Raw genomic sequence first — 21,338 nt, 5'->3', positions numbered from 1 at the left:
GTTACAGCACCTCCGGCGCGAGGGAGATGATCTTCATGAACTTCTTCTCGCGCAGCTCACGGCCCACCGGGCCGAAGATACGGGTGCCGCGGGGGTCGCCATCGTTCTTGAGGATGACGGCCGCGTTCTCGTCGAAGCGGATGTACGAACCGTCCGGGCGGCGGCGCTCCTTGACGGTGCGCACGATGACCGCCTTGACGACGTCACCCTTCTTCACGTTGCCACCGGGGATCGCGTCCTTGACGGTGGCGACGATGACGTCACCAATGCCCGCGTAGCGGCGACCGGAGCCACCGAGAACACGGATGCAAAGGATCTCCTTCGCGCCCGTGTTGTCGGCGACACGCAGTCGCGACTCCTGCTGGATCACGTCTATCTCCTGATCGTCTGCCGGTTCCCGGCGGGGGCCTGATGGATCAGGCCCCCGCCGAGCCTGGCGGAACTGCCTGCGGGGGAATCCCCGCAGGAATTACTTGGCCTTCTCGAGGATCTCGACGACGCGCCAGCGCTTGGTCGCGGACAGCGGCCGGGTCTCCATCAGGAGGACGCGGTCGCCGACACCCGCGGCGTTCTGCTCGTCGTGCGCCTTGAGCTTGTTGGTACGGCGGATGACCTTGCCGTACAGCGCGTGCTTGACGCGGTCCTCGACGGCGACGACGACGGTCTTGTCCATCTTGTCGCTGACGACCAGACCCTCACGGGTCTTGCGGAAGCCGCGGTTCTGCGTTGCGTTCTCAGTCACATTCGTCTCGCTCATCAGGCGCTCTCCACCGTCTCGATGCCGAGCTCGCGCTCCCGCATCAGGGTGTAGATCCGGGCGATGTCCTTGCGGACGGCCTTCAGCCGGCCGTGGTTCTCGAGCTGTCCGGTGGCCGCCTGGAAGCGGAGGTTGAACAGCTCTTCCTTGGCCTCACGGAGCTTGCCAACGAGGTCCTCGTTGTTCAGCTCACGCAGCTCGGACGCCTTGGTACCGGCCGCCATCACGACTCACCTGCCTCGCGCCGAACGATCCGGCACTTCATCGGGAGCTTGTGAGCAGCGCGGGTGAGCGCCTCACGCGCAGTCTTCTCGTTCGGGTAGGACAGCTCGAACATCACCCGACCGGGCTTGACGTTCGCGATCCACCACTCCGGCGAACCCTTACCGGAACCCATACGGGTCTCGGCAGGCTTCTTCGTCAGCGGACGGTCCGGGTAGATGTTGATCCAGACCTTGCCGCCACGCTTGATGTGGCGGGTCATCGCGATACGAGCGGCCTCGATCTGACGGTTGGTGACGTACGCCGGGGTGACGGCCTGGATGCCGTACTCGCCGAACGCCAGCTCCGTACCGCCCTTGGCCATACCGGACCGCTTGGGGTGGTGCTGCTTGCGGTGCTTGACCCTGCGAGGGATCAGCATGTCGGTCAGGCCTCCGTTCCGGTGCTCTCAGCAGCCGGAGCGGCGGTGGCCTCGGCCTTGGGGGCCTCGGCGGGAGCGCTCTGCTGCTGCTGCGGCTTACGGCCACGGCCACCGCGCTCGCCACCACGGCGCTGCGGGCGGTCGCTGCCACCGCGCGACGGGCGGTTGCCGGCGCGGGCGGCGGCGTTCTCGGCGCGGACCTCGGCGATGTTCTTCACATCGCCCTTGTAGATCCACACCTTGACGCCGATGCGGCCGAAGGTCGTACGGGCCTCGAAGAAGCCGTAGTCGACGTTGGCCCGGAGCGTGTGCAGGGGCACACGGCCCTCGCGGTAGAACTCCGAGCGGGACATCTCGGCGCCGCCGAGACGGCCACCGCACTGGATCTTGATGCCCTTGGCGCCGGCCTTCATCGAGCTCTGCATCGACTTGCGCATCGCACGACGGAAGGAGACGCGGGAGGAGAGCTGCTCGGCGACGGCCTGGGCCACCAGCTGAGCATCGATCTCGGGGTTCTTGACCTCGAGGATGTTCAGCTGCACCTGCTTGCCGGTCAGCTTCTCCAGCTCGCCGCGGATACGGTCGGCCTCCGCGCCGCGGCGGCCGATGACGATGCCCGGCCGGGCGGTGTGGATGTCGACGCGGACGCGGTCACGGGTGCGCTCGATCTCCACCTTGGAGATACCGGCGCGCTCCATGCCCTTCGTCATCATCCGGCGGATGGCGACGTCTTCCTTGACGTAGTCCTTGTACAGCTTGTCGGCGTACCAGCGCGACTTGAAGTCGGTGGTGATGCCGAGCCGGAACCCGTGCGGGTTTACCTTCTGGCCCATTACCGGGTTCCTTCCTTGCTGCTGACGACCACGGTGATGTGGCTGGTCCGCTTGCGGATCCGGTAGGCACGCCCCTGGGCACGCGGACGGAACCGCTTCAGGGTCGGGCCCTCGTCGACGTACGCCTCGGAGATGAAGAGGCTGTCGGCGTCGGTGTGGTCGTAGTTGTGCGCGGCGTTGGCGATGGCGCTGTCCAGCACCTTGCCGACCGGCACGCTCGCGGCCTGCGGGGCGAAACGCAGGACCGCCTGAGCCTCCGTGGCGCTCATGCCACGGATGAGGTCCACCACGCGGCGGGCCTTCATGGGCGTGACGCGGATGTACCGCGCCTGGGCCCTGGCTTCCATGGTTGTCCCTTCGGTGTCAGTCATAGTCTTCGCACTCCGCTGATCAGCGACGACGCGACTTGCGGTCGTCCTTCTCATGGCCGCGGAAGGTGCGGGTCGGCGCGAACTCGCCGAGCTTGTGGCCGACCATCGACTCGGTGACGAACACCGGGACGTGCTTGCGGCCGTCGTGCACCGCGATCGTGTGGCCGAGCATGGCCGGGACGATCATCGAGCGGCGGGACCAGGTCTTGATGACGTTCTTGGTGCCTGCTTCGTTCTGCGTGTCCACCTTCTTGATCAGGTGGTCGTCGACGAAGGGCCCCTTCTTGAGACTGCGCGGCATCTGAACCCGCTCCTAGCGCTTCTTGTTCGTCTTGCGGCGGCGGACGATGTACTTGTTGCTGGCCTTCTTCGGCGAGCGCGTACGGCCCTCCTTCTGACCCCACGGCGAGACCGGGTGGCGACCACCGGAGGTCTTGCCCTCACCACCACCGTGCGGGTGGTCGACGGGGTTCATGACCACACCACGAACGGTCGGGCGGACGCCCTTCCAGCGCATGCGGCCGGCCTTGCCCCAGTTGATGTTCGACTGCTCGGCGTTGCCGACCTCGCCGACGGTGGCGCGGCAGCGGACGTCGACCAGGCGGATCTCACCGGACGGCATGCGCAGGTGGGCCATGGAGCCCTCCTTCGCCAGCAGCTGCACGGAGGCACCCGCGGAGCGGGCGAACTTCGCGCCGCCGCCGGGCCGCAGCTCGATGGCGTGGAGCGTGGTACCAACCGGGATGTTGCGCAGCGAGAGGTTGTTACCGGGCTTGATGTCGGCGCCGGGGCCGTTCTCGATCCGGTCGTTCTGCTTCAGGCCACGCGGGGCGAGGATGTAGCGCTTCTCGCCGTCGGCGTAGTGCAGCAGCGCGATGCGCGCGGTGCGGTTGGGGTCGTATTCGATGTGCGCGACCTTCGCCGGGACGCCGTCCTTGTCGTGACGGCGGAAGTCGATCACGCGGTACGCACGCTTGTGACCGCCACCCTGGTGGCGGACCGTGATGCGGCCGGCGTTGTTACGACCACCCTTGCTGTGCAGCGGGCGGACCAGCGACTTCTCCGGCGTGGACCGCGTGATCTCGACGAAGTCGGCGACGCTGGAGCCACGACGGCCCGGGGTCGTCGGCTTGTACTTGCGGATACCCATTTCTCAGTCCTCGGAAGATTCCGGACTTCTGGACGATTCCGGCCCCCGTCAGGAGGTCGGGCCGCCGAAGATGTCGATACGGTCGCCCTCGGCGAGGGTCACGATGGCGCGCTTGGTGTCCTTGCGCTTGCCGAAACCGGTGCGGGTGCGCTTGCGCTTGCCCTGCCGGTTGATCGTGTTGACCCCGGTGACCTTGACCGAGAAGACCGCCTCGACGGCCTGCTTGATCTGGGTCTTGTTCGCGCGCGGGTCGACGATGAACGTGTACTTGTTCTCGTCCAGCAGCGCGTAGCTCTTCTCCGAGACCACCGGCTTGACGAGCACGTCGCGGTGGTCGGTGAAGGTCTTGCTGGTGACAGCGGTCGCCTCAGTCATCAGGCGGCGCTCCCTTCGGTCTTCTCAGCGGCCTTGGGACCAGCCACGAAGGACTCGAAGGCGGCCTTGGTGAAGACCACGTCGTCGGAGACGAGCACGTCGTACGTGTTCAGCTGGCCCGGCTCCAGGATGTGCACCTGGGGCAGGTTGCGGGCGGACAGCCACGCGGCCTCGTCGGTCCGCTCGGCGACCAGGAGCACGTTCTTGCGCTCGCTGATCTTGCCCAGCAGGGCCTTCGCGGCCTTGGTGGAGATCTCGCCGTCGACCACGCCGGTCACGACGTGGATCCGCTCGTGACGCGCCCGGTCGGAGAGGGCACCGCGCAGCGCGGCGGCCTTCATCTTCTTCGGGGTGCGCTGGCTGTAGTCGCGCGGCACGGGGCCGTGCACGACGCCACCGCCGGCGAACTGCGGCGCGCGGGTCGAACCCTGGCGCGCGCGGCCGGTGCCCTTCTGGCGGTACGGCTTCTTGCCACCGCCCCGGACCTCACCGCGGGTCTTGGTCTTGTGCGTGCCCTGGCGGGCGGCTGCCAGCTGGGCGACGACGACCTGGTGGATCAGCGGAACGCTGACCTGCGCGTCGAAGATCTCAGCGGGGAGCTCGACGGACCCGGCCTTGTCGCCCGCCGGCGAAAGGATGTCAACGGTACTGGTAGTCATGGCTTTTACCTCAGGCCCCCTTGGCCGCGGTGCGGACCAGGACGAGGCCGCCGTTCGGACCAGGAACCGCTCCCTTGATCAGGAGCAGACCCTTCTCCGCGTCAACGGCGTGGACGGTCAGGTTCTGGGTGGTGACCCGCTCATTGCCCATACGGCCGGCCATGCGCAGGCCCTTGAACACGCGGCCCGGGGTGGCGCAGCCACCGATGGAGCCCGGCGAGCGGTGCTTGCGCTGGGTGCCGTGGCCGGCGCCGAGGCCGGCGAAGCCGTGGCGCTTCATGACACCGGCGGTGCCCTTGCCCTTGCTGGTGCCGGTCACGTCGACCTTGACACCGGACTCGAACACCTCGGCCGTGACCTCCTGGCCGAGCGTGTACTCACCGGCGTCGGTGGTACGCAGCTCCACCAGGTGGCGGCGCGGGGTCACATCGGCCTTGGCGAAGTGGCCCTTGAGGGGCTTGTTCACCTTGCGCGGGTCGATCTCGCCGAAGGCGATCTGGACGGCGCTGTAGCCGTCCGCGTCAGCGGTACGGACCTGGGTAACGACGCAGGGACCGGCCTTGACGACGGTGACCGGGACGACGCGGTTGTTCTCGTCCCACACCTGCGTCATACCGAGCTTCTCGCCCAGGACGCCCTTGATCTGCTTAGCCATCTCGCGCGTCACCTCAGAGCTTGATCTCGATGTCGACGCCGGCCGGCAGGTCGAGACGCATGAGCGAGTCAACCGTCTTCGGCGTGGGGTCGAGGATGTCGATGAGGCGCTTGTGCGTACGCATCTCGAAGTGCTCGCGCGAGTCCTTGTACTTGTGCGGCGACTTGATGACGCAGTACACGTTCTTCTCTGTGGGCAGCGGCACCGGGCCCGCGACCGACGCACCAGTCCGGGTCACCGTCTCGACGATCTTCTTCGCCGAGGAGTCGATGACCTCGTGGTCGTAAGCCTTGAGCCGGATGCGGATCTTCTGTCCCGCCATGGCTACTTCGTAGTCCTGTCTCTCGTAACGCTCTGGGACCCGGTGGCGTTCGCGTCCCGCTCCACCCCACTCCCGACCCACGCGGTCGGGCGTGTCGCAGTCCTTCCCATAAATCTCCGCGATTGGAGATCCCTGGTGAAGGGGGTTTGCTGGGGGAGAAAGTCACCCACCGGGCGCCTGGCCGGGGCCCCGCTGACACTTCCCGGAAGATTCCCGTACTTCCGCCCCTGATCAGGGGCGACGAGTACTGTGGGACTCGCTTCCGGTCCTCCCGGCGGGAGGCGCGCAGCATCGGCACTCAACCGAGCAACCTGGTTAGTGTGCCATAGCGGGCGGCGCCGACGCCAATCAGGGGGCCAGGAAGGATACCCCCTGCGGGTGAGCGCTCAAACCCACGCCGACCTCCTCCGGGCTCGGTCCGCATCCTGGTACGAGGAACCGCGCCCACGGTAGGTTCGGCGCGCCGAGAAGAGGGGGATCGGGATGGCCGGTGTACCGCTGCGGGTGGAGATCTTACGGGCGGGCGAGGAGCACGTGGAGCAGATCGCCCGGCTCGCCGAGTCACGGAGCCTGAACCGGCCGGACGGCACCCCGGGGTCGGTGGAGGGCGGCTTCCTGGTCTCTGCGTACAGCGAGGCCGACTACCGCGCCCGGCTGGAGACCGCCGAGCACTTCTATGTGGCGGTCAAGGGCGGTCAGGTGCTGGCGTTCCTGCTGGCCTACAGCTCCGACCGGGTCGAGCCGGACGAATGGCTGAACCGCCGGATCAAGACCACCCTCGGAAACTTCCTGGTGATCAAGCAGATCTGTGTGGCCCAGGACGCGGCGCGGGGCGGTATCGCCTCGATGCTCTACTACCACGTCCTCGACCAGTGGGACGAGAGCCCCGTGATCGCCGCCGTGGTCAACGATCCCCCCAACGACGCGTCCGCGCGCTTCCACCACAAGCTCGGCTTCCAGGAGCTGACCCGGCTGACCCCGCCGGACGGGCTGCCCCGGGTGGTGTGGGTGTGGCGCAAACCGCGGGAGGCGATGCTCCACGCGCAGTACGGGATCGCGGTGGACCTCTACAAGCACGAGGACAACCTCAACTGGCAGAAGCTGAACAACTTCTTCTACATCACCGCGGGCCTCGCGGCCGCCACCGCCTTCTGCCTCGGCAAGGAGGGCGCGGGCGGCAGCCTCGGCAAGGGGCTCGCGACGATCATCGCGGTCATCGGCATCGGAGTGTCGCTGGGCTTCTCGCTGATGCTGCGCTTCGGACGTCAGTACCTCCTGGCGCGCAAGGAGGCGGTGATCGACCTCGAGGAGTACATGGCCTGGCACGGCGGCGAGCGGATCGTGAACCGCCACACCGATGACCCGCGCTCCGCCTATCTGAAGGTGTCCCCCACCGGTGCGATCATGATGCTGCTGCCGGTGCTGGTCGCGGCCTGCTGGCTCGCGGTGCTCGGGGTGCTGATCGCCGACTGAGACGGCCGGGGGCCGTGGCGCCCGGCGATGTGTCCGTTCTGTGACCGATACCTCCCGGTCGGCGGACAACCTGTCAAGATCACCAACCGTCCCTTCACTCGGAGCAGCCGGATACCACGCGCTGCCGAAGTGACAGGGTCACCGAATTGAACAGTCGATGGACACTGCGGAGCACGGGAACCACCCGCAGGCAGACGCTCACCGCGCTGGCGGCGCTCAGCGCCGCGGGAACCGCCGGTGTCGCCGGGATCGCCGGCATCGCCGGATGCAGCGCCGGCCGTCCGGGCACCGCCGCCTCCGTACCCACCGGGCCCGCGCAGGCGAGCGCGCCCGGGGCGGCCGAGCCCTTCACCTCGGCGGTGGGCGACAAGGAGGCGCTGCTGCTCCAGGTCATGGCGCACCCCGACGACGACCTGTACTTCATGAACCCGGACGCCGAGCAGGTGCTGCGCTCCGGCGTCCCGGTGGTCTGCGTGTACGTCACGGCAGGTGAGGCCCGGGGAATCAACCACCAGGCCGGAACGCCGATCCCGCCCGCCGACAAGGCCGCCTACTCCGCCTCCCGCCACCAGGGGCTGCGGCAGGCGTACGCGCAGATGCTGGGGCTGAACCAGTTCGCGCCCTGGCAGCGGTCGGTGCTGCGGCTGCCCGGCGGGGTCACGGCGGAGACCAACACCCTCGCGAACGGCGGCCGCGGGGTCCGGCTGATCTTCCTCAACATCGCGATGCTGTCGGACGGCGGCGTACGGCTCCCCGCGCTGTGGAACGCCCCCGGCGCCGTGACGCACACCCTGCCGGCCACCGGCTCCCCCGTGGCGCGCCCCAGTTCGTACGGCCATCAGACGCTGGTCGACATGCTCGCCGAGATCATGGACCGCTATCGGCCCACGCTGATCCACACACTGGATCCGGACCCCGACTTCCAGGTGCACGACGCCCTGCACCCCCGGGACAACGATCAGCCGGGCTGCTCGGACCACCGCGACCACACCCCGGTCGCGCTGTTCACCTGGAAGGCGATCGCCCAGTGGGTGGCCGCGTCCACCCAGCGGGACAAGCACGCCCCGCGCTTCACCACCACCGCGTTCCGCGGCTACTACAACCAGCGCTGGCCGCACAATCTGCCGCCCGCCCTGCTCGCCCAGAAGGCGCGGGCGATCAAGTCCTACGGCGGCACGCCGGACTGGGACTGCGGAAACGCGGCCGGCTGCGGCGACTACAGCCAGGGCGGTGTGCGCCCGCTGCGGAACCGCAAGGGCTGGATCCGCTCCACCCACTACCGCTACCCCACCGCCCTGCCCACCCCCACCGTCGACGCCCAGGGCCGACTCGTGGCGTACGGCGTGCTCGGCACCCAGGCCGTGCGGTGGCGCGAGACGGCGCCCGGCAGCGGGCGGTTCGGGGCGCCGCTGGGGCTCGGCGGCGGACCGCTCGCCCCCGCGCTCGCCGCGGTGCGGGACAGCGCGGGGCGGCAGACGCTCTTCGCCCTGCGGTTCGCGGCGCTGGGCGGGCGGGGCGCGGCCGGACTCCGCGAGATCGTGGCGCTGGAACAGCGCCGCCCGGACGGCCCGTTCCGCCCCTGGACCGGGCTCGGCACCCCCGAGACCGACACCGAGCACGGCCGCCGGGTCGGCTGCCCGGCGGCGGTGGCCACGCCGGACGGCCGGGTCCACCTGTTCGTACGGACCGCGGACAAGGGCCTCGCCACCCGCGTACGGGACGCGACCGGCCGCTGGAGTCCCTGGCAGCGGCTCGGCGGCGGCGAGATCCAGGACGGGCTGACCGCGCTGCTGGACGCCGAGGGGCGCGTCCATGTCCTCGCCCCCGGCCGCGACACCGTCCACCACTGGGCCCAGGAGTGGGACGGCGGCCCGGTCACCCCGCGCCCGCCGTCCGGTCTGCCGCGCCCCGGCGGGGATCAGCTGGGCGCCGCGGTGGCGCCCGACGGCACGCTCACGCTGGTCTACCGCGCCCCCGCGGCCACCGTGCCCGCCGTCCACAGCGAAACCTCGCTCACCGTACGGCACTTCGAGGGCTACGGCGCGATCGCCGCCCACACCGTGACCGAACCGTCCGGGCGGCGCGAGACGCGGACATTACTGCTGGTCGGCCGGGACCTGAGCGGCGAGGTCCAGGTCCAGTACGGCACCGGCCCGGACGCCAGACCGCTGCGCTCCCCCAGTCACCTGATCCCGGTCGGCACCCCGGCGCTGCTGGCGGAGGGCGGCCGTCAGGGCGTCCGCGTGGTGGGCATGGCCCCGGACGCCATCCCCTGGATCTGGCATCCACGGCCCACCTCACGCGCATAGGAAAGAGCCCCACTCGCCAAAGGCGAGCGGGGCTCTTTGCTCCGGGGAGCGTCAGGTCACTTGACGATCTTGGTGACCTGGCCGGCGCCGACGGTCCGGCCACCCTCACGGATGGCGAACTTCAGGCCCTCCTCCATGGCGACCGGCTGGATCAGCTGGACGGACATCTCGGTGTTGTCGCCCGGCATGACCATCTCGGTGCCCTCGGGGAGGGTCACAACGCCCGTCACGTCCGTGGTACGGAAGTAGAACTGCGGACGGTAGTTGTTGAAGAACGGCGTGTGACGGCCACCCTCGTCCTTGGACAGGATGTACGCCTGAGCCTCGAACTCGGTGTGCGGGGTGACCGAACCCGGCTTGATGATGACCTGGCCGCGCTCGACGTCCTCGCGCTTGATGCCGCGGAGCAGCAGACCGACGTTCTCACCGGCCTGGCCCTCGTCGAGCAGCTTGCGGAACATCTCGATACCGGTGACGGTGGTCGAGGTCTTCTCCTGCTTGATGCCGATGATGTCGACGTTCTCGTTGACCTTCAGCACACCGCGCTCGATACGGCCGGTGACGACCGTACCGCGGCCGGTGATGGTGAAGACGTCCTCGATCGGCATCAGGAACGGCTTGTCGACGTCGCGCTCCGGCTGCGGGATCGACTCGTCGACGGCCTTCATCAGGTCGAGGACGGACTTGCCCCACTCGGCGTCGCCCTCGAGCGCCTTCAGCGCCGAGACCTTGACGACCGGGACGTCGTCGCCCGGGAACTCGTACTCGGAGAGCAGCTCACGGACCTCGAGCTCGACGAGCTCCAGGATCTCCTCGTCGTCCACCATGTCGGCCTTGTTCAGGGCGACAACGATGTACGGCACGCCGACCTGGCGAGCGAGAAGCACGTGCTCCTTGGTCTGCGGCATCGGGCCGTCGGTGGCGGCGACCACGAGGATGGCGCCGTCCATCTGCGCGGCACCGGTGATCATGTTCTTGATGTAGTCCGCGTGACCGGGGCAGTCGACGTGCGCGTAGTGACGCGACTCGGTCTGGTACTCGACGTGCGCGATGGAGATGGTGATACCGCGCTGGCGCTCCTCAGGAGCCTTGTCGATCTGGTCGAAGGCCGAGGCCTCGTTCAGGTCCGGGTACGCGTCGTGCAGCACCTTGGTGATCGCAGCGGTAAGCGTGGTCTTACCGTGGTCGATGTGACCGATGGTGCCGATGTTGACGTGCGGCTTAGTCCGCTCGAACTTCGCCTTCGCCACTGGGGTCCTCCTGTGGAGTGGTTCTGTACGCATCCACGCTTTGCGGATGGGTTCAGGTGGTCTTACCGAACCGGCCAGGACCCCGAGGGGGATGCCCTTCGCCGTATTCGTCTGGGGGGCCGGCTCCCGGGACCCGCCGTGAAACGCGGTGAACGCGCTCCACGACGGAATGCCCCGATGCCTTGTGCTTCCAGCCTAAAGGGTGAGGAATGCGGATGAACCCGCCTTACTCGCCCTTGGCCTTCGCGATGATCTCCTCGGCGACGTTCCGCGGAACCTCGGCGTAGGAGTCGAACTGCATGGAGTAGCTGGCGCGGCCGGACGTCTTGCTGCGCAGGTCGCCCACGTAGCCGAACATCTCCGACAGCGGAACCAGGCCGGTGACCAGCTTGGCGCCGCTCCGGTCCTCCATGGACTGGATCTGCCCGCGACGGGAGTTGATGTCGCCGATCACATCACCCATGTAGTCCTCGGGTGTGGTGACCTCGACCTTCATCATCGGCTCGAGCAGGGCCGGGCTGGCCTTGCGGGCGGCCTCCTTGAAGGCCATCGAACCGGCGATCTTGAACGCCATCTCGGACGAGTCGACCTCGTGGTAGCCACCGTCGAGCAGGGTGACCTTCACACCGGTCAGCGGGTAGCCCGCGAGCACACCGAACTCCATGGCCTCCTGGCAGCCCGCGTCCACGGACGGGATGTACTCCCGCGGGATACGGCCACCGGTGACCTTGTTCTCGAACTCGTAGCCATCGCCCTCGAGCGGCTCCAGCGCGATCTGCACCTTGGCGAACTGGCCGGAACCACCAGTCTGCTTCTTGTGCGTGTAGTCGTACCGCTCGACCGGCTTGCGCAGCGTCTCGCGGTAGGCCACCTGCGGCTTGCCGACGTTGGCCTCGACCTTGAACTCACGGCGCATGCGGTCGACCAGCACGTCGAGGTGGAGCTCGCCCATGCCGGAGATGATCGTCTGGCCGGTCTCCTCATCGGTCTTGACGCGGAAGGACGGGTCCTCCTCGGCAAGCCGCTGGATCGCGACGGCCAGCTTCTCCTGGTCGCCCTTGGACTTGGGCTCGATGGCCACCTCGATGACCGGGGCCGGGAAGTCCATCGACTCCAGGATCACCGGGTTCGACGCGTCGGAGAGGGTCTCACCGGTGGTGGTCTGCTTCAGACCCATGACGGCGACGATGTCGCCGGCACCCACCGAGTCGATCTCCTCACGCTTGTTCGCGTGCATCCGGTAGATCTTGCCGATGCGCTCCTTCTTGCCCTTCACGGAGTTCAGCACCTGGGTGCCGGCGTCCATGCGGCCGGAGTACACACGGATGAAGGTGAGCTTGCCCAGGTGCGGGTCGCTCGCGATCTTGAACGCCAGGGCCGACAGCGGCTCGTCCTCGGACGGCTTGCGCTTGACGACCTCGTCGGGGTCCTTGACCGAGTGGCCCTCGATCGCCTCGATGTCGAGCGGCGAGGGCAGGTACCGCACAACCGCGTCGAGCAGGGGCTGAACGCCCTTGTTCTTGAAGGCGGTGCCGCAGAACACGGGGGTGATGGTGATGCCGCCACCCTTGCCGGAGGCGATGGTGATACGGCGGATCGCCGCGTACAGCTGCTCCTCGGAGGGCTCCTCGCCCTCCAGGTACAGCTCCATCATCTCTTCGTCGTTCTCGGCGACGGCCTCGAGCAGCTTGCCGCGCCACTCGTCGGCGGCTTCCTTGTGGGTCTCCGGGATGTCGACGGTGTCGTACATCTCGCCCTTGGTCGCCTCGGCGGACCAGACCAGCGCCTGCATCCGGACGAGGTCGACCACGCCCTTGAAGTCGGCCTCGGTGCCGATCGGCAGCTGCATGACCAGCGGCTGGGCACCCAGCCGGTCCGTGATCATGTCGACGCAGCGGTGGAACTCGGCACCCGTACGGTCGAGCTTGTTCACGAAGCAGATGCGCGGAACGCCGTAGCGGTCCGCCTGACGCCACACCGTCTCGGACTGCGGCTCCACACCGGCGACGCCATCGAACACGGTCACGGCACCGTCGAGTACGCGCAGTGAACGCTCCACCTCGACGGTGAAGTCGACGTGGCCCGGGGTGTCGATGATGTTGATGGTGTGATCGACGTTCTCAAGCGGCCAGTGACAAGTCGTCGCGGCCGACGTGATCGTGATGCCGCGCTCCTGCTCCTGCTCCATCCAGTCCATGGTGGCAGCGCCGTCGTGAACTTCACCGATCTTGTAGCTCACGCCGGTGTAGAACAGGATCCGCTCGGTGGTGGTCGTCTTGCCCGCGTCGATGTGGGCCATGATCCCAATGTTGCGGACCTTGGCCAGGTCAAGTGAAGTGGTGGCCATATGGCTCAGTCTTCTCTCGGTTCTCGATGGGGTAGCGACTACCAGCGGTAGTGCGCGAAGGCCTTGTTGGACTCGGCCATCTTGTGGGTGTCCTCACGCCGCTTGACGGAGGCACCCAGACCATTGCTGGCGTCCAGCAGCTCGTTCATGAGCCGCTCGGTCATGGTCTTCTCACGACGCGCGCGCGAGTAGCCCACCAGCCAGCGCAGGGCGAGGGTGGAGGAGCGGCCGGGACGGACCTCGACCGGCACCTGGTAGGTGGCGCCACCGACACGACGGGAGCGGACCTCGAGGGTCGGCTTCACGTTCTCCAGCGCGCGCTTGAGGGTGATGACCGGGTCGTTGCCGGTCTTGTCCCGCAGACCTTCCATGGCGCCGTAGACGATGCGCTCGGCGGTGGAGCGCTTGCCGTTCAGCAGCACCTTGTTGATGAGGGAGGTCACCAGAGGAGAGTTGTAGACCGGGTCGATGATGACCGGGCGCTTCGGGGCAGGGCCCTTACGAGGCATTCTTACTTCTCCTTCTTGGCGCCGTAGCGGCTGCGAGCCTGCTTGCGGTTCTTGACGCCCTGCGTGTCGAGGGAGCCGCGGATGATCTTGTAACGAACACCCGGCAGGTCCTTCACACGACCGCCACGCACGAGCACGATGGAGTGCTCCTGGAGGTTGTGCCCCTCACCCGGGACGTAGGCGGTGACCTCGATCCCACTGCTCAGCCGGACACGCGCGACCTTGCGGAGCGCCGAGTTCGGCTTCTTCGGCGTCGTGGTGAACACGCGGGTGCATGTACCACGGCGCTGCGGCGACCCCGCGAGGGCGGGGGTCTTGTTCTTCTCGACCTTGTCCTGGCGGCCCTTGCGGACCAGCTGCTGGATCGTAGGCACCGTTTCTCCGGTTTCTGTGTGCCAGTCTCGGTAAAGCTAACCTGGGGTTTCTCCGACCCACGCGGTCGGGTGTGTCGCGCATCGCAGCCCTCTGCGAAAGTCAGAGAGTGCAGATTGTTGGTGTCGACACCTCGGCCCCTCGCATGCTGGGGCACCTCCCCGCCGTAGGCCGGGGGCGCACACGCAAGGACCCGGGCACACCCCAGGCACAAGGTCTGAGCGTACCTACCTCACCGACTTCGGTCAAAACAAATGCAGAGGGCCCCGACACGCCGGATTTATCCGCCGCGCGATCGCCCTCGGATCGAGTGAACCAAGGCGGGTCACTCCCTGTATAGGGAGTGAATTCGGTACGTTGATCTATTCATGACACTTTGGGGGGAGCCGGATCATGACACGCAGCGGGAGCACGGCCCGGACGGGAATTCCCGAGGACAGTGGGCTCGACGACCGCGTGCCCTTCTTAGCACGGCTGGAGCGCGAAGAGCGCTCCGCACTGCTCGCCCTGGGCAGGGTACTCGACTTCACGCCCCGGGCGTCGATCATCCACCAGAACGAGCCCTCGTCCCACATCCTGCTGATCCTGCACGGCTGGACCAAGGTCACCGCCTCCGCCGCCAACGGCTACGAGGCGCTGCTCGCCCTGCGCGGCCCCGGCGACATCATCGGCGAGTCATCCGCCCTCACCGGCCGTCCGCGCTCGGCGACGGTCACCGCCCTGGAGCGCGTCGAGGCCGTGGCGGTCGAGCACGAGCGCTTCCGGCTCTTCCTTGAGCACTCCCCGGAAGCCTCGCTGACCTTGCTCACCCTGACCAGCGACCGGATGCGCGCCGCCGACCGCCGCCGCCTCGACTTCGCCTCGCTGACCGTGCGCGAGCGCTTCGCGGTCCTGCTCCTCGACCTCGCCAGGTCGCATGGCCGACGTACCGACAAGGGCATCGAGCTGGCCGTACCGCTCAGCAAGCAGGAGCTCGCGGGGTCCATCGGGGCCTCCCGCGAAATGGTGCAGCGGCTCCTCAAGGAACTGCGGGAGCGCCAGGTCGTGATGACCGGGCGCAAGGCCCTGGTGATCCTCCGGCCGGACATCCTGCGGAAGGTCGCCCGCTCGGACTGAGCCGCGCTCGGGCCGACTCGCTCGGGCCGACTCGCTCGGGCTGGCCCACTCCGGCTGGCCCACTCCGGCTGGCCCACTCCGGCTGGCCCACTCCGGCTGGCTCGCTCCGGCTGGCTCGCTCGGGCCCGTCCGCTGCTCAGAGCCTCTCGCGGACGCGTTGTGTGTACGCGGTCACAGTCCGACTGCGTCATCCGCCCTCACCCCCACCTCGCCGACCGCGCGACGCTGCCGTCGGACCAGGCGACCGAGTGGAGGCGATCATGACCCATCCCGTCAACCGAACGATCCTGCTCTTCGACATCGAGCGGTACAGCGACCGCGATGACGTGGAGCAGGCATATCTGCGGCGCATGCTCTACGACATCGCCGACCGCACCCTGGCGGCGGCCGGTGTCGAGGAGACCAAGCGGCTCCGGGCCGACCGCGGCGACTCCGTCATGGAGCTCATCGACGCGGACGCCTCGCCCATCGCGCTGCTGCGGTCCCTGCTCACCGAGGCCCCGGCACAGCTGCGCACCGTCAACCGGATGGCGTCCAGCAGCGCCCAGATCCGGCTGAGGTCGGTGCTGGCCACCGGGTTCGTGGCCATCGACGGCCAGGGCGGCTGGGTCGGCTCCGACCTCAACCACGCCTGCCGGCTGCTGGACGCGAAGCTGCTGCGCGCCGCGCTGCGCGAGCGGACGGACGACTTCGCGCTCTGTGTCTCCGAATCCATCCACCAGGGCATCGTCCGGCACGGGCACCCCGGGATCGCCCCGGAGGAGTTCCACCCGGTCACCCTGGAGAGCAAGAACGGCCCGCTGGGCGCATGGCTGCACGGGCCGCTGCCGAAGACGGCCCCGCCGGACGCCGCCCCTGCTGCCGATCCGGCCCCGGGCCAGGACGCGGCGGCGCCCGCCGCTCAGGCACCGGCCGCGGGCCCGGCGTCCCAGGGGCCCGGCGCCACCTTCCACTTCTCCGGAGGCACCCCCTCCTTCGGCGGCAGCCTCGTCGCGGGCGACCAGCACGGCGTATCCGGCGGCACGGTCCACGGCGATGTGCACCTCGGCGGCACGGACCAGGGCGGTACGCGATGAGCGCGGCCGAGGCCCCGGCACCGGAGCGCACCGGGGAACCGGCCGCGTCCGAACCCGTCGCGCCACCGGACCTCTCGGCGGTGGCGGCCGAGCCCGAGGAGCGGCCCCAGGAGGCCCGTGCCGCCCGCCGCGAACTGTACGACCACGCCCCGGAGTTCATGTTCAAGGCGTCGGCGTCCTTCGGCGGTTCGCTGGTCGGCGGCAGCCAGCACGGGGTGTCCGGCGGCCGGGTCGACGGCGATGTGTTCATGGGCGGCAAGACCGAGAGCCACCACTACTACGGCTCGGCGGGGCCCGCGCACGCCTCCGGTGAGATCCCCGCCGAGGAGGTCGAGGGACTCGCCGCGGTCTTCGAGGAGAGCGGCCCCTTCGCCACGGCCCTGGACCGCCTCCGCGGCGAGCGGATCGTCGTCCTGACCGGTGCCCACTCCACCGGCCGCCGCGCCGCCGCGCTGATGCTGCTGCACCGCCTGGGCATCACCACCGTTCGCGCGCTCGACGCCGAGACGCCGCCCGCCGCCCTCCGCGACCAGCTGGGCGACGCCCCCGGCCATGTGCTGTGCGACCTGGCCCTGAGCCGGGGCAAGCCGTTGAAGTACAACCATCTGCTGGCCGTCCAGGACGAGCTCCGCAAGCGGAACGGCCACATGGTGATCACCCTTGAATCCACCGCCGCCCTCACCGGCATCACCCCCGTCCCCTGGGAGCCGCCCTCCGCCGCGGCCGTGCTGCGCGCCCATCTCCGCCATCACGTGGGCGAAGGGTCCGCCGTCGAGCGGCTGCTGGGCCTCAGCCCGGTGCGCGACTTCCTCGCCCACGCCCATCAGCTGTGGGAGGTGCGCGGCTTCGCCGAGGAGGTCGCCGCGTACGACAGGGGGTCCGGCAGCCTGGAGGAGCTGGCCGCCTTCAGCCGCGCCAGTGTGGAGGAGCAGGTCCGGCAGTGGTTCGGGAACGAGCAGCTGTCCCTGCGCGACAAGTCCTTCCTGATATCGCTCGCGGTCTTCGACCAGGCCCCGTACCCGCTGGCCGCCGAACTCGCCGACCAGCTCTATGTGCTGCTCCAGGAGACCGAGGACCCCGCGCGGACGCCGGAGATCCCGGTCTTCGGCCCGGCCATCGCCGACCGGCTGCGACTCGCCCGCGCCTGCGGCTACGAGGAGTACGAGAGCACCGAATGGGGCCAGGTGCCCCAGTTCGTGGCCCGGTTCCAGGACGACCGCATCGCCCGCACCCTGCTGGAGGAGGTGTGGACCGGCCATCCGTCCGCGCGTCCGGCGCTGATCCGCTGGATCCAGCGGCTGGCCCGGGACGGCCGCCCCGTGGTGCGCACCCGGGCCGCCGCCACCGCCGCGATGCTCACCGCCGCCGACCTGCCGTCGGCCATGGCCCTGCTCATCGACGGCTGGGCCACCGCCCGTGGCTACGCGCCCCGGCTGATCGCGGCCAACACCCTGACCCTCAGCCATCTGCTGGGCGCGCCCGCGGTCCCCCGCATCCTCAGCCAGTGGTGTCTGGACGACCATCCCGCCCGCCGCTGGACGGCGGTGCGAGCCTATGCGCTGCTCGTACCGCTGCGCCCGGAGCAGACCGGACAGGCCCTGGAGACGATCGCCGCCCGTATCCGCCTCGGCGGGAGCGACGAACGCGAACGGAACCATTTCATCCAGTCCACGGCGCTGCTGCTGTCCGCGGGCGACCGCAGGGCCACGCTCACCGAGCTGGGCGGCTTCCTGGAGGACGCCCCGCCGGTGCGCGCCCTCGTTCTCTCCGCCTTCCTGACCGCGTGCGAGGCCCAGGAGGACGGGCTGCTGGCGTGGTTCGCCGAGGACGAGGACCGGACCCCGTCCGGCATCGGCGCGCTCGCCGGACCGTGGCGCGCCGCGCTCGCCGACCCCGAGCACACCAAGGCCGCGCTCAACGCGCTGCGCTCATGGGTGTACGAGGCCGATCGGCACCCGTCCGCCGAGGAAGCCCTCACCGCGCTGCTCCCGGCCCTGGCCGTCACCGCGCAGGACGCCGCCCGCCTCAGCCATCTGCTGCGCACCCTGCCCGGCGAACACGGCGGGCCGCCGCCCGAGGCCGCGGCCCGGCTGCTGTCCGCCCTCCCGTCCCGTTGACCCGCCCTGATTCACCCGAGGAGTTGACCTCATGGCGGACTTCCGCCGTCAGCCCGAATGGCAGCAACAAGCCGACCGACACACCCATCTGATCGACCCCGTGCTGGCCGTCCGTCCGATGGCGCGGTTCGAATACATGGCCCGCCGGCCGGTGGTCGCGATCGATCACGCGCTCGTCTTCGTCACGGCCAGGGGCGCGTACGACACCTATCTGCCACCGCAGCGGCCGAGCCGCTCCGACGCCGCGAGCCGCCGCTACACCGCCGTGTACGAGGTGGACATGGGCACCCACCCCGTCGCGCTCGACCTCGAACTCCCCAGTGACGACGACGCGTTCTCCTTCGGGGTCACCGCCGAGCTCACCTGGCGGGTCGCCGATCCCGCGCGCTTCGTGGCCAGCGGCGAACGCGATGTGCCGACCCGGCTGAACCGGGAGTTCCAGCACCTCGCCCGCCCGGTCAGCCGCGGCTTCGCCATCGAGGACAGCGCCTGGGCCGAACAGGCCGTACAGCGCGCCGTCGACAGCGGTGCCTTCGCGACGAACGTCGGCCTGGACACCACCTGTGTGGTGCGGCTCCGGCCGGACGAAGCGGCGATCGCCCACCGCAAGCAGCTGCGCGAGATCCGCTACGCGGGCGAGGTCCTGGACCCGCAGCATGAGCTGGAGCTGCGGCGGCAGCACCAGCAGCACCAACTGGAGGTCCTGCGGACCCAGCAGGAGCAGGAGCTGAACGCGGCGAAGATCAACTTCTACCAGTACCACCTCCAGCACGGCGGCGTCGCCGCCTGGGCGCTCCATCTGGCGCAGCATCCGGAGGACTCCCGGCTGGTGATGGAGAGCATGCGGTCGGACCAGCTCGCGCTGATCAAGAGCCAGCTGGGGGTGGCCACCGAACTCCTCAAGGGAGAGGGCGTCGAGGACTACCAGAAGGAGGAGCCCCGGCGGCTCGCGCTCCAGGTGGTCAACGACATCCTCAACCAGCGGCTCCCCGGGGTGGCCGAGCCCCCGGCGTACGGTCCGCCGCCGGGGGAAGAGGGCGCCGCGCTGCCGCCTCCGGGCCCGCCGGTGCCGCCGGTGCCGCCCATGCCTCCGGCCCCGGCTACGCCCCCGGAGAAGTCGCCGCCCCCGGCCCCGGCCGCGCCACCGGAGGCGCCCCCGGCCCCGGCCGAACCGGCCGAACCGGCCGACGGGGCGGAGTACCCCCGATGACCTCCGGCGACGGCGCTCCCGGGCCCACGGACGTCGAGGCCGCCGAGCGGCTGCTGGGCGATCTGCGGGCCGAGATCGCCCGCGCCGACGGCAAGGCGGCCGTGCTGGTCGCGGTGCTCGGCATGACGGCCGGGATCATCACCGGTCTGCTCGCCAACAGCGCCTGGGCACCCGGCGATCTCTCCGCCGTCGGCTCCCTCGCCTGGTGGACCGGGATACTCGCCCTCGCACTGGCCCTGTTCGCCCTGCTCATGACCGTATTGCCGCGCTATGGCGGCACCGCCTGGGCGCCGGGGCGGCCGCTCGCCTACTTCAGCGACATCCAGCGCGCCGCCCGGCTCGGCCGTCTGGCGACCGCACTCGACGACACCGCCCGCGCCCCGGTCTCGGGGCTGCTGGCCGCACTGACCGAGACCAGCCGTATCGCCACGGTCAAGCACCAGTGGATCCGCACCGGACTGATCGCCTTCTGCTGCGGCGCCGTGCTGCTCCCCGGGGCGGTCCTGGCGGGCTGACGCTCACTTCTTCCTGAGGAAACGCGATGACCGAACCATCAGAGCCGCGGTACCCGCAGACACCGCAGTACCCGCACACCCCTCCGCCCGCCTACCCACAGGCACCCCGGTACCCGGACCCGCCCCCGCCCGCCTACCCGCACACACCGACGCCGCCGCCCACGTACCCAGCGCCCCCGTACCCCGCGCCCCCGTACCCACAAGCACAGCCACAACCGGCGCACCCGCCCCAGCCGCCCCAGCCGCCCCAGCCGCCACCCGCACCCGCGCACCCTCATGAGATGCGGTTCACGCAGCGCCGCAGCCACATATCCGAGTACCAGCGCGGTGCCGACGCCACCGCGATCGGCGGCCTGCTGCTCCATGTGCCGAACTTCCTCGGCAGCCTGCTGGTGGTCGGGCTGGTCTCGCTGTTCTTCGGCGCCCCCGGTCTGCTGCTGGTGCTCGCCTGGCTGGCCGGCGGCGCGCTGGTCGTCCACCGCCCCACCGAGCGCGCCCTCGCCCGGTACGTCCTCAAGCTGCGTCCGCCCACCCATCAGGAGCTGGCCAGGCTCGCCCCGGTGTGGCGGGAGGTGCTCACCCGGGCGGGTATCGAGCAGCACACCTACGAGCTGTGGGTCGAGGACAGCGATGAGCTGAACGCCGTGGCGGCGGCCGGGCACATCGTCGGTGTCACCCGCTTCGCGCTGGAGCAGCTGCCCTCCGGGCAGCTCGCCGCCGTGCTGGCGCATGAGCTGGGCCACCATGTCGGCGGGCACAGCTGGTCGGGCCTGCTCGGCTACTGGTACGCGCTTCCCGGCCGTATCGCCTGGCGGGTCATGCAGCTCATGGCGTACGTCATCTTCCGGGTGTCCAGCGCCTTCTCCTGCCTCGGCGGCCTCGTCGTCCTGGCCTTCTTCGGATTCCTGGCCTTCATGACGGTCAGCGCGCTGTACGGGCTGCCGCTGCTGCTGCCCCTCATCCCGTATCTGATGGCCGCCGTGAGCCGGCGGGCGGAGCTGCACGCCGACCGGCAGGCCGCGGCGCTGGACTTCGCGCCGATGCTGGCCGAGGTGCTGTGGCGGATGCATACGGCGCAGGAGCAGGGCAAGGCGGCCGCGGCGGCCGCGGGCCGGCCGCTGCCCAGGCAGAGCCCGCTCGCCCGGCTGCTCTCCTCCCACCCCGACCACCACACCCGGCTGCACCATCTGGCCCCCTACCTCCAGCCGCGCCCGCACCCCCAACCCCCCGGCTGAGCCGCCCGGAAAGGCCGGGGCCGGAAACGCCGCAGGGCGGCCAC

Annotated in this window: 24 protein-coding genes; 8 read left to right on the top strand and 16 right to left on the bottom strand. The window is 69.6% G+C overall.

Going from position 1 to position 21,338, the window contains the following annotated elements; all coding sequences use genetic code 11:
- Position 1 precedes the first annotated feature (1 nt).
- From rplN to rpsJ, 12 genes are all read right to left on the bottom strand, one after another.
- Positions 2-370: a 50S ribosomal protein L14 gene (gene rplN / locus NQU54_RS26945; RefSeq protein WP_003998823.1), complete on the bottom strand. Its 369-nt coding sequence runs from the start codon at positions 368-370 to the stop codon at positions 2-4.
- A gap of 99 nt (positions 371-469) precedes the next feature.
- Positions 470-757: a 30S ribosomal protein S17 gene (rpsQ, locus tag NQU54_RS26940; RefSeq protein ID WP_014054172.1), complete on the bottom strand. Its 288-nt coding sequence runs from the start codon at positions 755-757 to the stop codon at positions 470-472.
- A complete protein-coding gene (rpmC, locus tag NQU54_RS26935; RefSeq protein ID WP_009715874.1) occupies positions 757-981 on the bottom strand; it encodes a 50S ribosomal protein L29 in 225 nt (74 codons plus the stop codon). The genes rpsQ and rpmC overlap by 1 nt, the downstream gene beginning before the upstream one ends.
- On the bottom strand, positions 981-1,400 hold the full coding sequence (rplP, locus tag NQU54_RS26930; protein WP_014178774.1) for a 50S ribosomal protein L16: 420 nt from the start codon (positions 1,398-1,400) through the stop codon (positions 981-983). Before rplP ends, rpmC begins: the two co-directional genes overlap by 1 nt.
- A gap of 5 nt (positions 1,401-1,405) precedes the next feature.
- The gene (rpsC, locus tag NQU54_RS26925) at positions 1,406-2,233 is read right to left on the bottom strand and encodes a 30S ribosomal protein S3 (protein ID WP_069865208.1); all 828 of its coding nucleotides are present in this window, start codon (positions 2,231-2,233) and stop codon (positions 1,406-1,408) included.
- The gene (rplV, locus tag NQU54_RS26920; RefSeq protein ID WP_059148970.1) at positions 2,233-2,580 is read right to left on the bottom strand and encodes a 50S ribosomal protein L22; all 348 of its coding nucleotides are present in this window, start codon (positions 2,578-2,580) and stop codon (positions 2,233-2,235) included. The genes rpsC and rplV overlap by 1 nt, the downstream gene beginning before the upstream one ends.
- A gap of 43 nt (positions 2,581-2,623) precedes the next feature.
- Positions 2,624-2,905, bottom strand: coding sequence for a 30S ribosomal protein S19 (rpsS, locus tag NQU54_RS26915; RefSeq protein ID WP_020869258.1), 282 nt, complete (start codon positions 2,903-2,905; stop codon positions 2,624-2,626).
- A gap of 12 nt (positions 2,906-2,917) precedes the next feature.
- Positions 2,918-3,754, bottom strand: coding sequence for a 50S ribosomal protein L2 (rplB, locus tag NQU54_RS26910; RefSeq protein WP_069865209.1), 837 nt, complete (start codon positions 3,752-3,754; stop codon positions 2,918-2,920).
- 48 nt (positions 3,755-3,802) lie between these two features.
- Entirely contained in the window at positions 3,803-4,129 is a 327-nt protein-coding gene (gene rplW, locus NQU54_RS26905) for a 50S ribosomal protein L23 (RefSeq protein ID WP_069865211.1), read from the bottom strand.
- Entirely contained in the window at positions 4,129-4,788 is a 660-nt protein-coding gene (gene rplD / locus NQU54_RS26900; protein ID WP_257633361.1) for a 50S ribosomal protein L4, read from the bottom strand. Before rplD ends, rplW begins: the two co-directional genes overlap by 1 nt.
- 10 nt (positions 4,789-4,798) lie before the next feature.
- Complete coding sequence (rplC, locus tag NQU54_RS26895) at positions 4,799-5,443, bottom strand: 50S ribosomal protein L3 (RefSeq protein ID WP_069865644.1); 645 nt, start codon at positions 5,441-5,443, stop codon at positions 4,799-4,801.
- A gap of 13 nt (positions 5,444-5,456) precedes the next feature.
- On the bottom strand, positions 5,457-5,765 hold the full coding sequence (gene rpsJ / locus NQU54_RS26890; protein ID WP_003948644.1) for a 30S ribosomal protein S10: 309 nt from the start codon (positions 5,763-5,765) through the stop codon (positions 5,457-5,459).
- 483 nt (positions 5,766-6,248) lie between these two features.
- Between rpsJ and NQU54_RS26885 the strand changes: the two genes are divergently transcribed.
- Both NQU54_RS26885 and NQU54_RS26880 read left to right on the top strand, forming a co-directional pair.
- Entirely contained in the window at positions 6,249-7,238 is a 990-nt protein-coding gene (locus NQU54_RS26885; protein WP_257633360.1) for a GNAT family N-acetyltransferase, read from the top strand.
- 146 nt (positions 7,239-7,384) lie between these two features.
- Positions 7,385-9,547, top strand: coding sequence for a PIG-L family deacetylase (locus NQU54_RS26880; RefSeq protein ID WP_257633359.1), 2,163 nt, complete (start codon positions 7,385-7,387; stop codon positions 9,545-9,547).
- Positions 9,548-9,603: 56 nt separating this feature from the next.
- Here NQU54_RS26880 and tuf read toward each other — a convergent pair whose 3' ends face one another.
- The 4 genes from tuf to rpsL all read right to left on the bottom strand — a co-directional run bounded on the left by tuf (position 9,604) and on the right by rpsL (position 14,027).
- Positions 9,604-10,797: an elongation factor Tu gene (gene tuf / locus NQU54_RS26875; protein ID WP_069865218.1), complete on the bottom strand. Its 1,194-nt coding sequence runs from the start codon at positions 10,795-10,797 to the stop codon at positions 9,604-9,606.
- Between the two features lie 226 nt (positions 10,798-11,023).
- Entirely contained in the window at positions 11,024-13,144 is a 2,121-nt protein-coding gene (gene fusA, locus NQU54_RS26870; protein WP_069865220.1) for an elongation factor G, read from the bottom strand.
- A 38-nt stretch (positions 13,145-13,182) separates the two neighbouring features.
- Complete coding sequence (gene rpsG / locus NQU54_RS26865) at positions 13,183-13,653, bottom strand: 30S ribosomal protein S7 (RefSeq protein ID WP_137979061.1); 471 nt, start codon at positions 13,651-13,653, stop codon at positions 13,183-13,185.
- A 2-nt stretch (positions 13,654-13,655) separates the two neighbouring features.
- Complete coding sequence (rpsL, locus tag NQU54_RS26860; RefSeq protein WP_014054153.1) at positions 13,656-14,027, bottom strand: 30S ribosomal protein S12; 372 nt, start codon at positions 14,025-14,027, stop codon at positions 13,656-13,658.
- 391 nt (positions 14,028-14,418) lie between these two features.
- Between rpsL and NQU54_RS26855 the strand changes: the two genes are divergently transcribed.
- The 6 genes from NQU54_RS26855 to NQU54_RS26830 all read left to right on the top strand — a co-directional run bounded on the left by NQU54_RS26855 (position 14,419) and on the right by NQU54_RS26830 (position 21,294).
- Complete coding sequence (locus tag NQU54_RS26855; protein ID WP_257633358.1) at positions 14,419-15,141, top strand: Crp/Fnr family transcriptional regulator; 723 nt, start codon at positions 14,419-14,421, stop codon at positions 15,139-15,141.
- A gap of 260 nt (positions 15,142-15,401) precedes the next feature.
- Positions 15,402-16,217: a hypothetical protein gene (locus tag NQU54_RS26850; RefSeq protein WP_257633357.1), complete on the top strand. Its 816-nt coding sequence runs from the start codon at positions 15,402-15,404 to the stop codon at positions 16,215-16,217.
- On the top strand, positions 16,214-18,334 hold the full coding sequence (locus NQU54_RS26845) for a hypothetical protein (RefSeq protein WP_257633356.1): 2,121 nt from the start codon (positions 16,214-16,216) through the stop codon (positions 18,332-18,334). The genes NQU54_RS26850 and NQU54_RS26845 overlap by 4 nt, the downstream gene beginning before the upstream one ends.
- Before the next feature lie 31 nt (positions 18,335-18,365).
- Complete coding sequence (locus NQU54_RS26840) at positions 18,366-19,544, top strand: PE-PGRS family protein (protein WP_257633355.1); 1,179 nt, start codon at positions 18,366-18,368, stop codon at positions 19,542-19,544.
- Positions 19,541-20,059: a Pycsar system effector family protein gene (locus NQU54_RS26835; protein WP_257633354.1), complete on the top strand. Its 519-nt coding sequence runs from the start codon at positions 19,541-19,543 to the stop codon at positions 20,057-20,059. Before NQU54_RS26840 ends, NQU54_RS26835 begins: the two co-directional genes overlap by 4 nt.
- A gap of 281 nt (positions 20,060-20,340) precedes the next feature.
- Positions 20,341-21,294, top strand: coding sequence for a M48 family metalloprotease (locus NQU54_RS26830; protein ID WP_257633353.1), 954 nt, complete (start codon positions 20,341-20,343; stop codon positions 21,292-21,294).
- Positions 21,295-21,338: the final 44 nt, after the last annotated feature.

The organism is Streptomyces malaysiensis subsp. samsunensis, assembly GCF_024519315.1.
In the GTDB taxonomy this organism is placed as follows: Bacteria; Actinomycetota; Actinomycetes; order Streptomycetales; family Streptomycetaceae; genus Streptomyces; species Streptomyces malaysiensis.
This window is presented reverse-complemented; position numbering and strand designations above follow the sequence as displayed.

Coding starts and splice junctions, on each gene's coding strand:
- NQU54_RS26845 (WP_257633356.1), top strand. CDS start 16,214: ATGAGCGCGGCCGAGGCCCCGGCACCGGAGCGCACCGGGGAACCGGCC.
- rplV (WP_059148970.1), bottom strand. CDS start 2,580: ATGGAAGCCAGGGCCCAGGCGCGGTACATCCGCGTCACGCCCATGAAG.
- rplD (WP_257633361.1), bottom strand. CDS start 4,788: ATGACTACCAGTACCGTTGACATCCTTTCGCCGGCGGGCGACAAGGCC.
- fusA (WP_069865220.1), bottom strand. CDS start 13,144: ATGGCCACCACTTCACTTGACCTGGCCAAGGTCCGCAACATTGGGATC.
- NQU54_RS26850 (WP_257633357.1), top strand. CDS start 15,402: ATGACCCATCCCGTCAACCGAACGATCCTGCTCTTCGACATCGAGCGG.
- NQU54_RS26840 (WP_257633355.1), top strand. CDS start 18,366: ATGGCGGACTTCCGCCGTCAGCCCGAATGGCAGCAACAAGCCGACCGA.
- NQU54_RS26885 (WP_257633360.1), top strand. CDS start 6,249: ATGGCCGGTGTACCGCTGCGGGTGGAGATCTTACGGGCGGGCGAGGAG.
- NQU54_RS26855 (WP_257633358.1), top strand. CDS start 14,419: ATGACACGCAGCGGGAGCACGGCCCGGACGGGAATTCCCGAGGACAGT.
- rplB (WP_069865209.1), bottom strand. CDS start 3,754: ATGGGTATCCGCAAGTACAAGCCGACGACCCCGGGCCGTCGTGGCTCC.
- rpsJ (WP_003948644.1), bottom strand. CDS start 5,765: ATGGCGGGACAGAAGATCCGCATCCGGCTCAAGGCTTACGACCACGAG.
- NQU54_RS26830 (WP_257633353.1), top strand. CDS start 20,341: ATGCGGTTCACGCAGCGCCGCAGCCACATATCCGAGTACCAGCGCGGT.
- rpsS (WP_020869258.1), bottom strand. CDS start 2,905: ATGCCGCGCAGTCTCAAGAAGGGGCCCTTCGTCGACGACCACCTGATC.
- rplP (WP_014178774.1), bottom strand. CDS start 1,400: ATGCTGATCCCTCGCAGGGTCAAGCACCGCAAGCAGCACCACCCCAAG.
- rpmC (WP_009715874.1), bottom strand. CDS start 981: ATGGCGGCCGGTACCAAGGCGTCCGAGCTGCGTGAGCTGAACAACGAG.
- rplC (WP_069865644.1), bottom strand. CDS start 5,443: ATGGCTAAGCAGATCAAGGGCGTCCTGGGCGAGAAGCTCGGTATGACG.
- rplW (WP_069865211.1), bottom strand. CDS start 4,129: ATGACTGAGGCGACCGCTGTCACCAGCAAGACCTTCACCGACCACCGC.
- rpsG (WP_137979061.1), bottom strand. CDS start 13,653: ATGCCTCGTAAGGGCCCTGCCCCGAAGCGCCCGGTCATCATCGACCCG.
- rpsC (WP_069865208.1), bottom strand. CDS start 2,233: ATGGGCCAGAAGGTAAACCCGCACGGGTTCCGGCTCGGCATCACCACC.
- rpsQ (WP_014054172.1), bottom strand. CDS start 757: ATGAGCGAGACGAATGTGACTGAGAACGCAACGCAGAACCGCGGCTTC.
- NQU54_RS26835 (WP_257633354.1), top strand. CDS start 19,541: ATGACCTCCGGCGACGGCGCTCCCGGGCCCACGGACGTCGAGGCCGCC.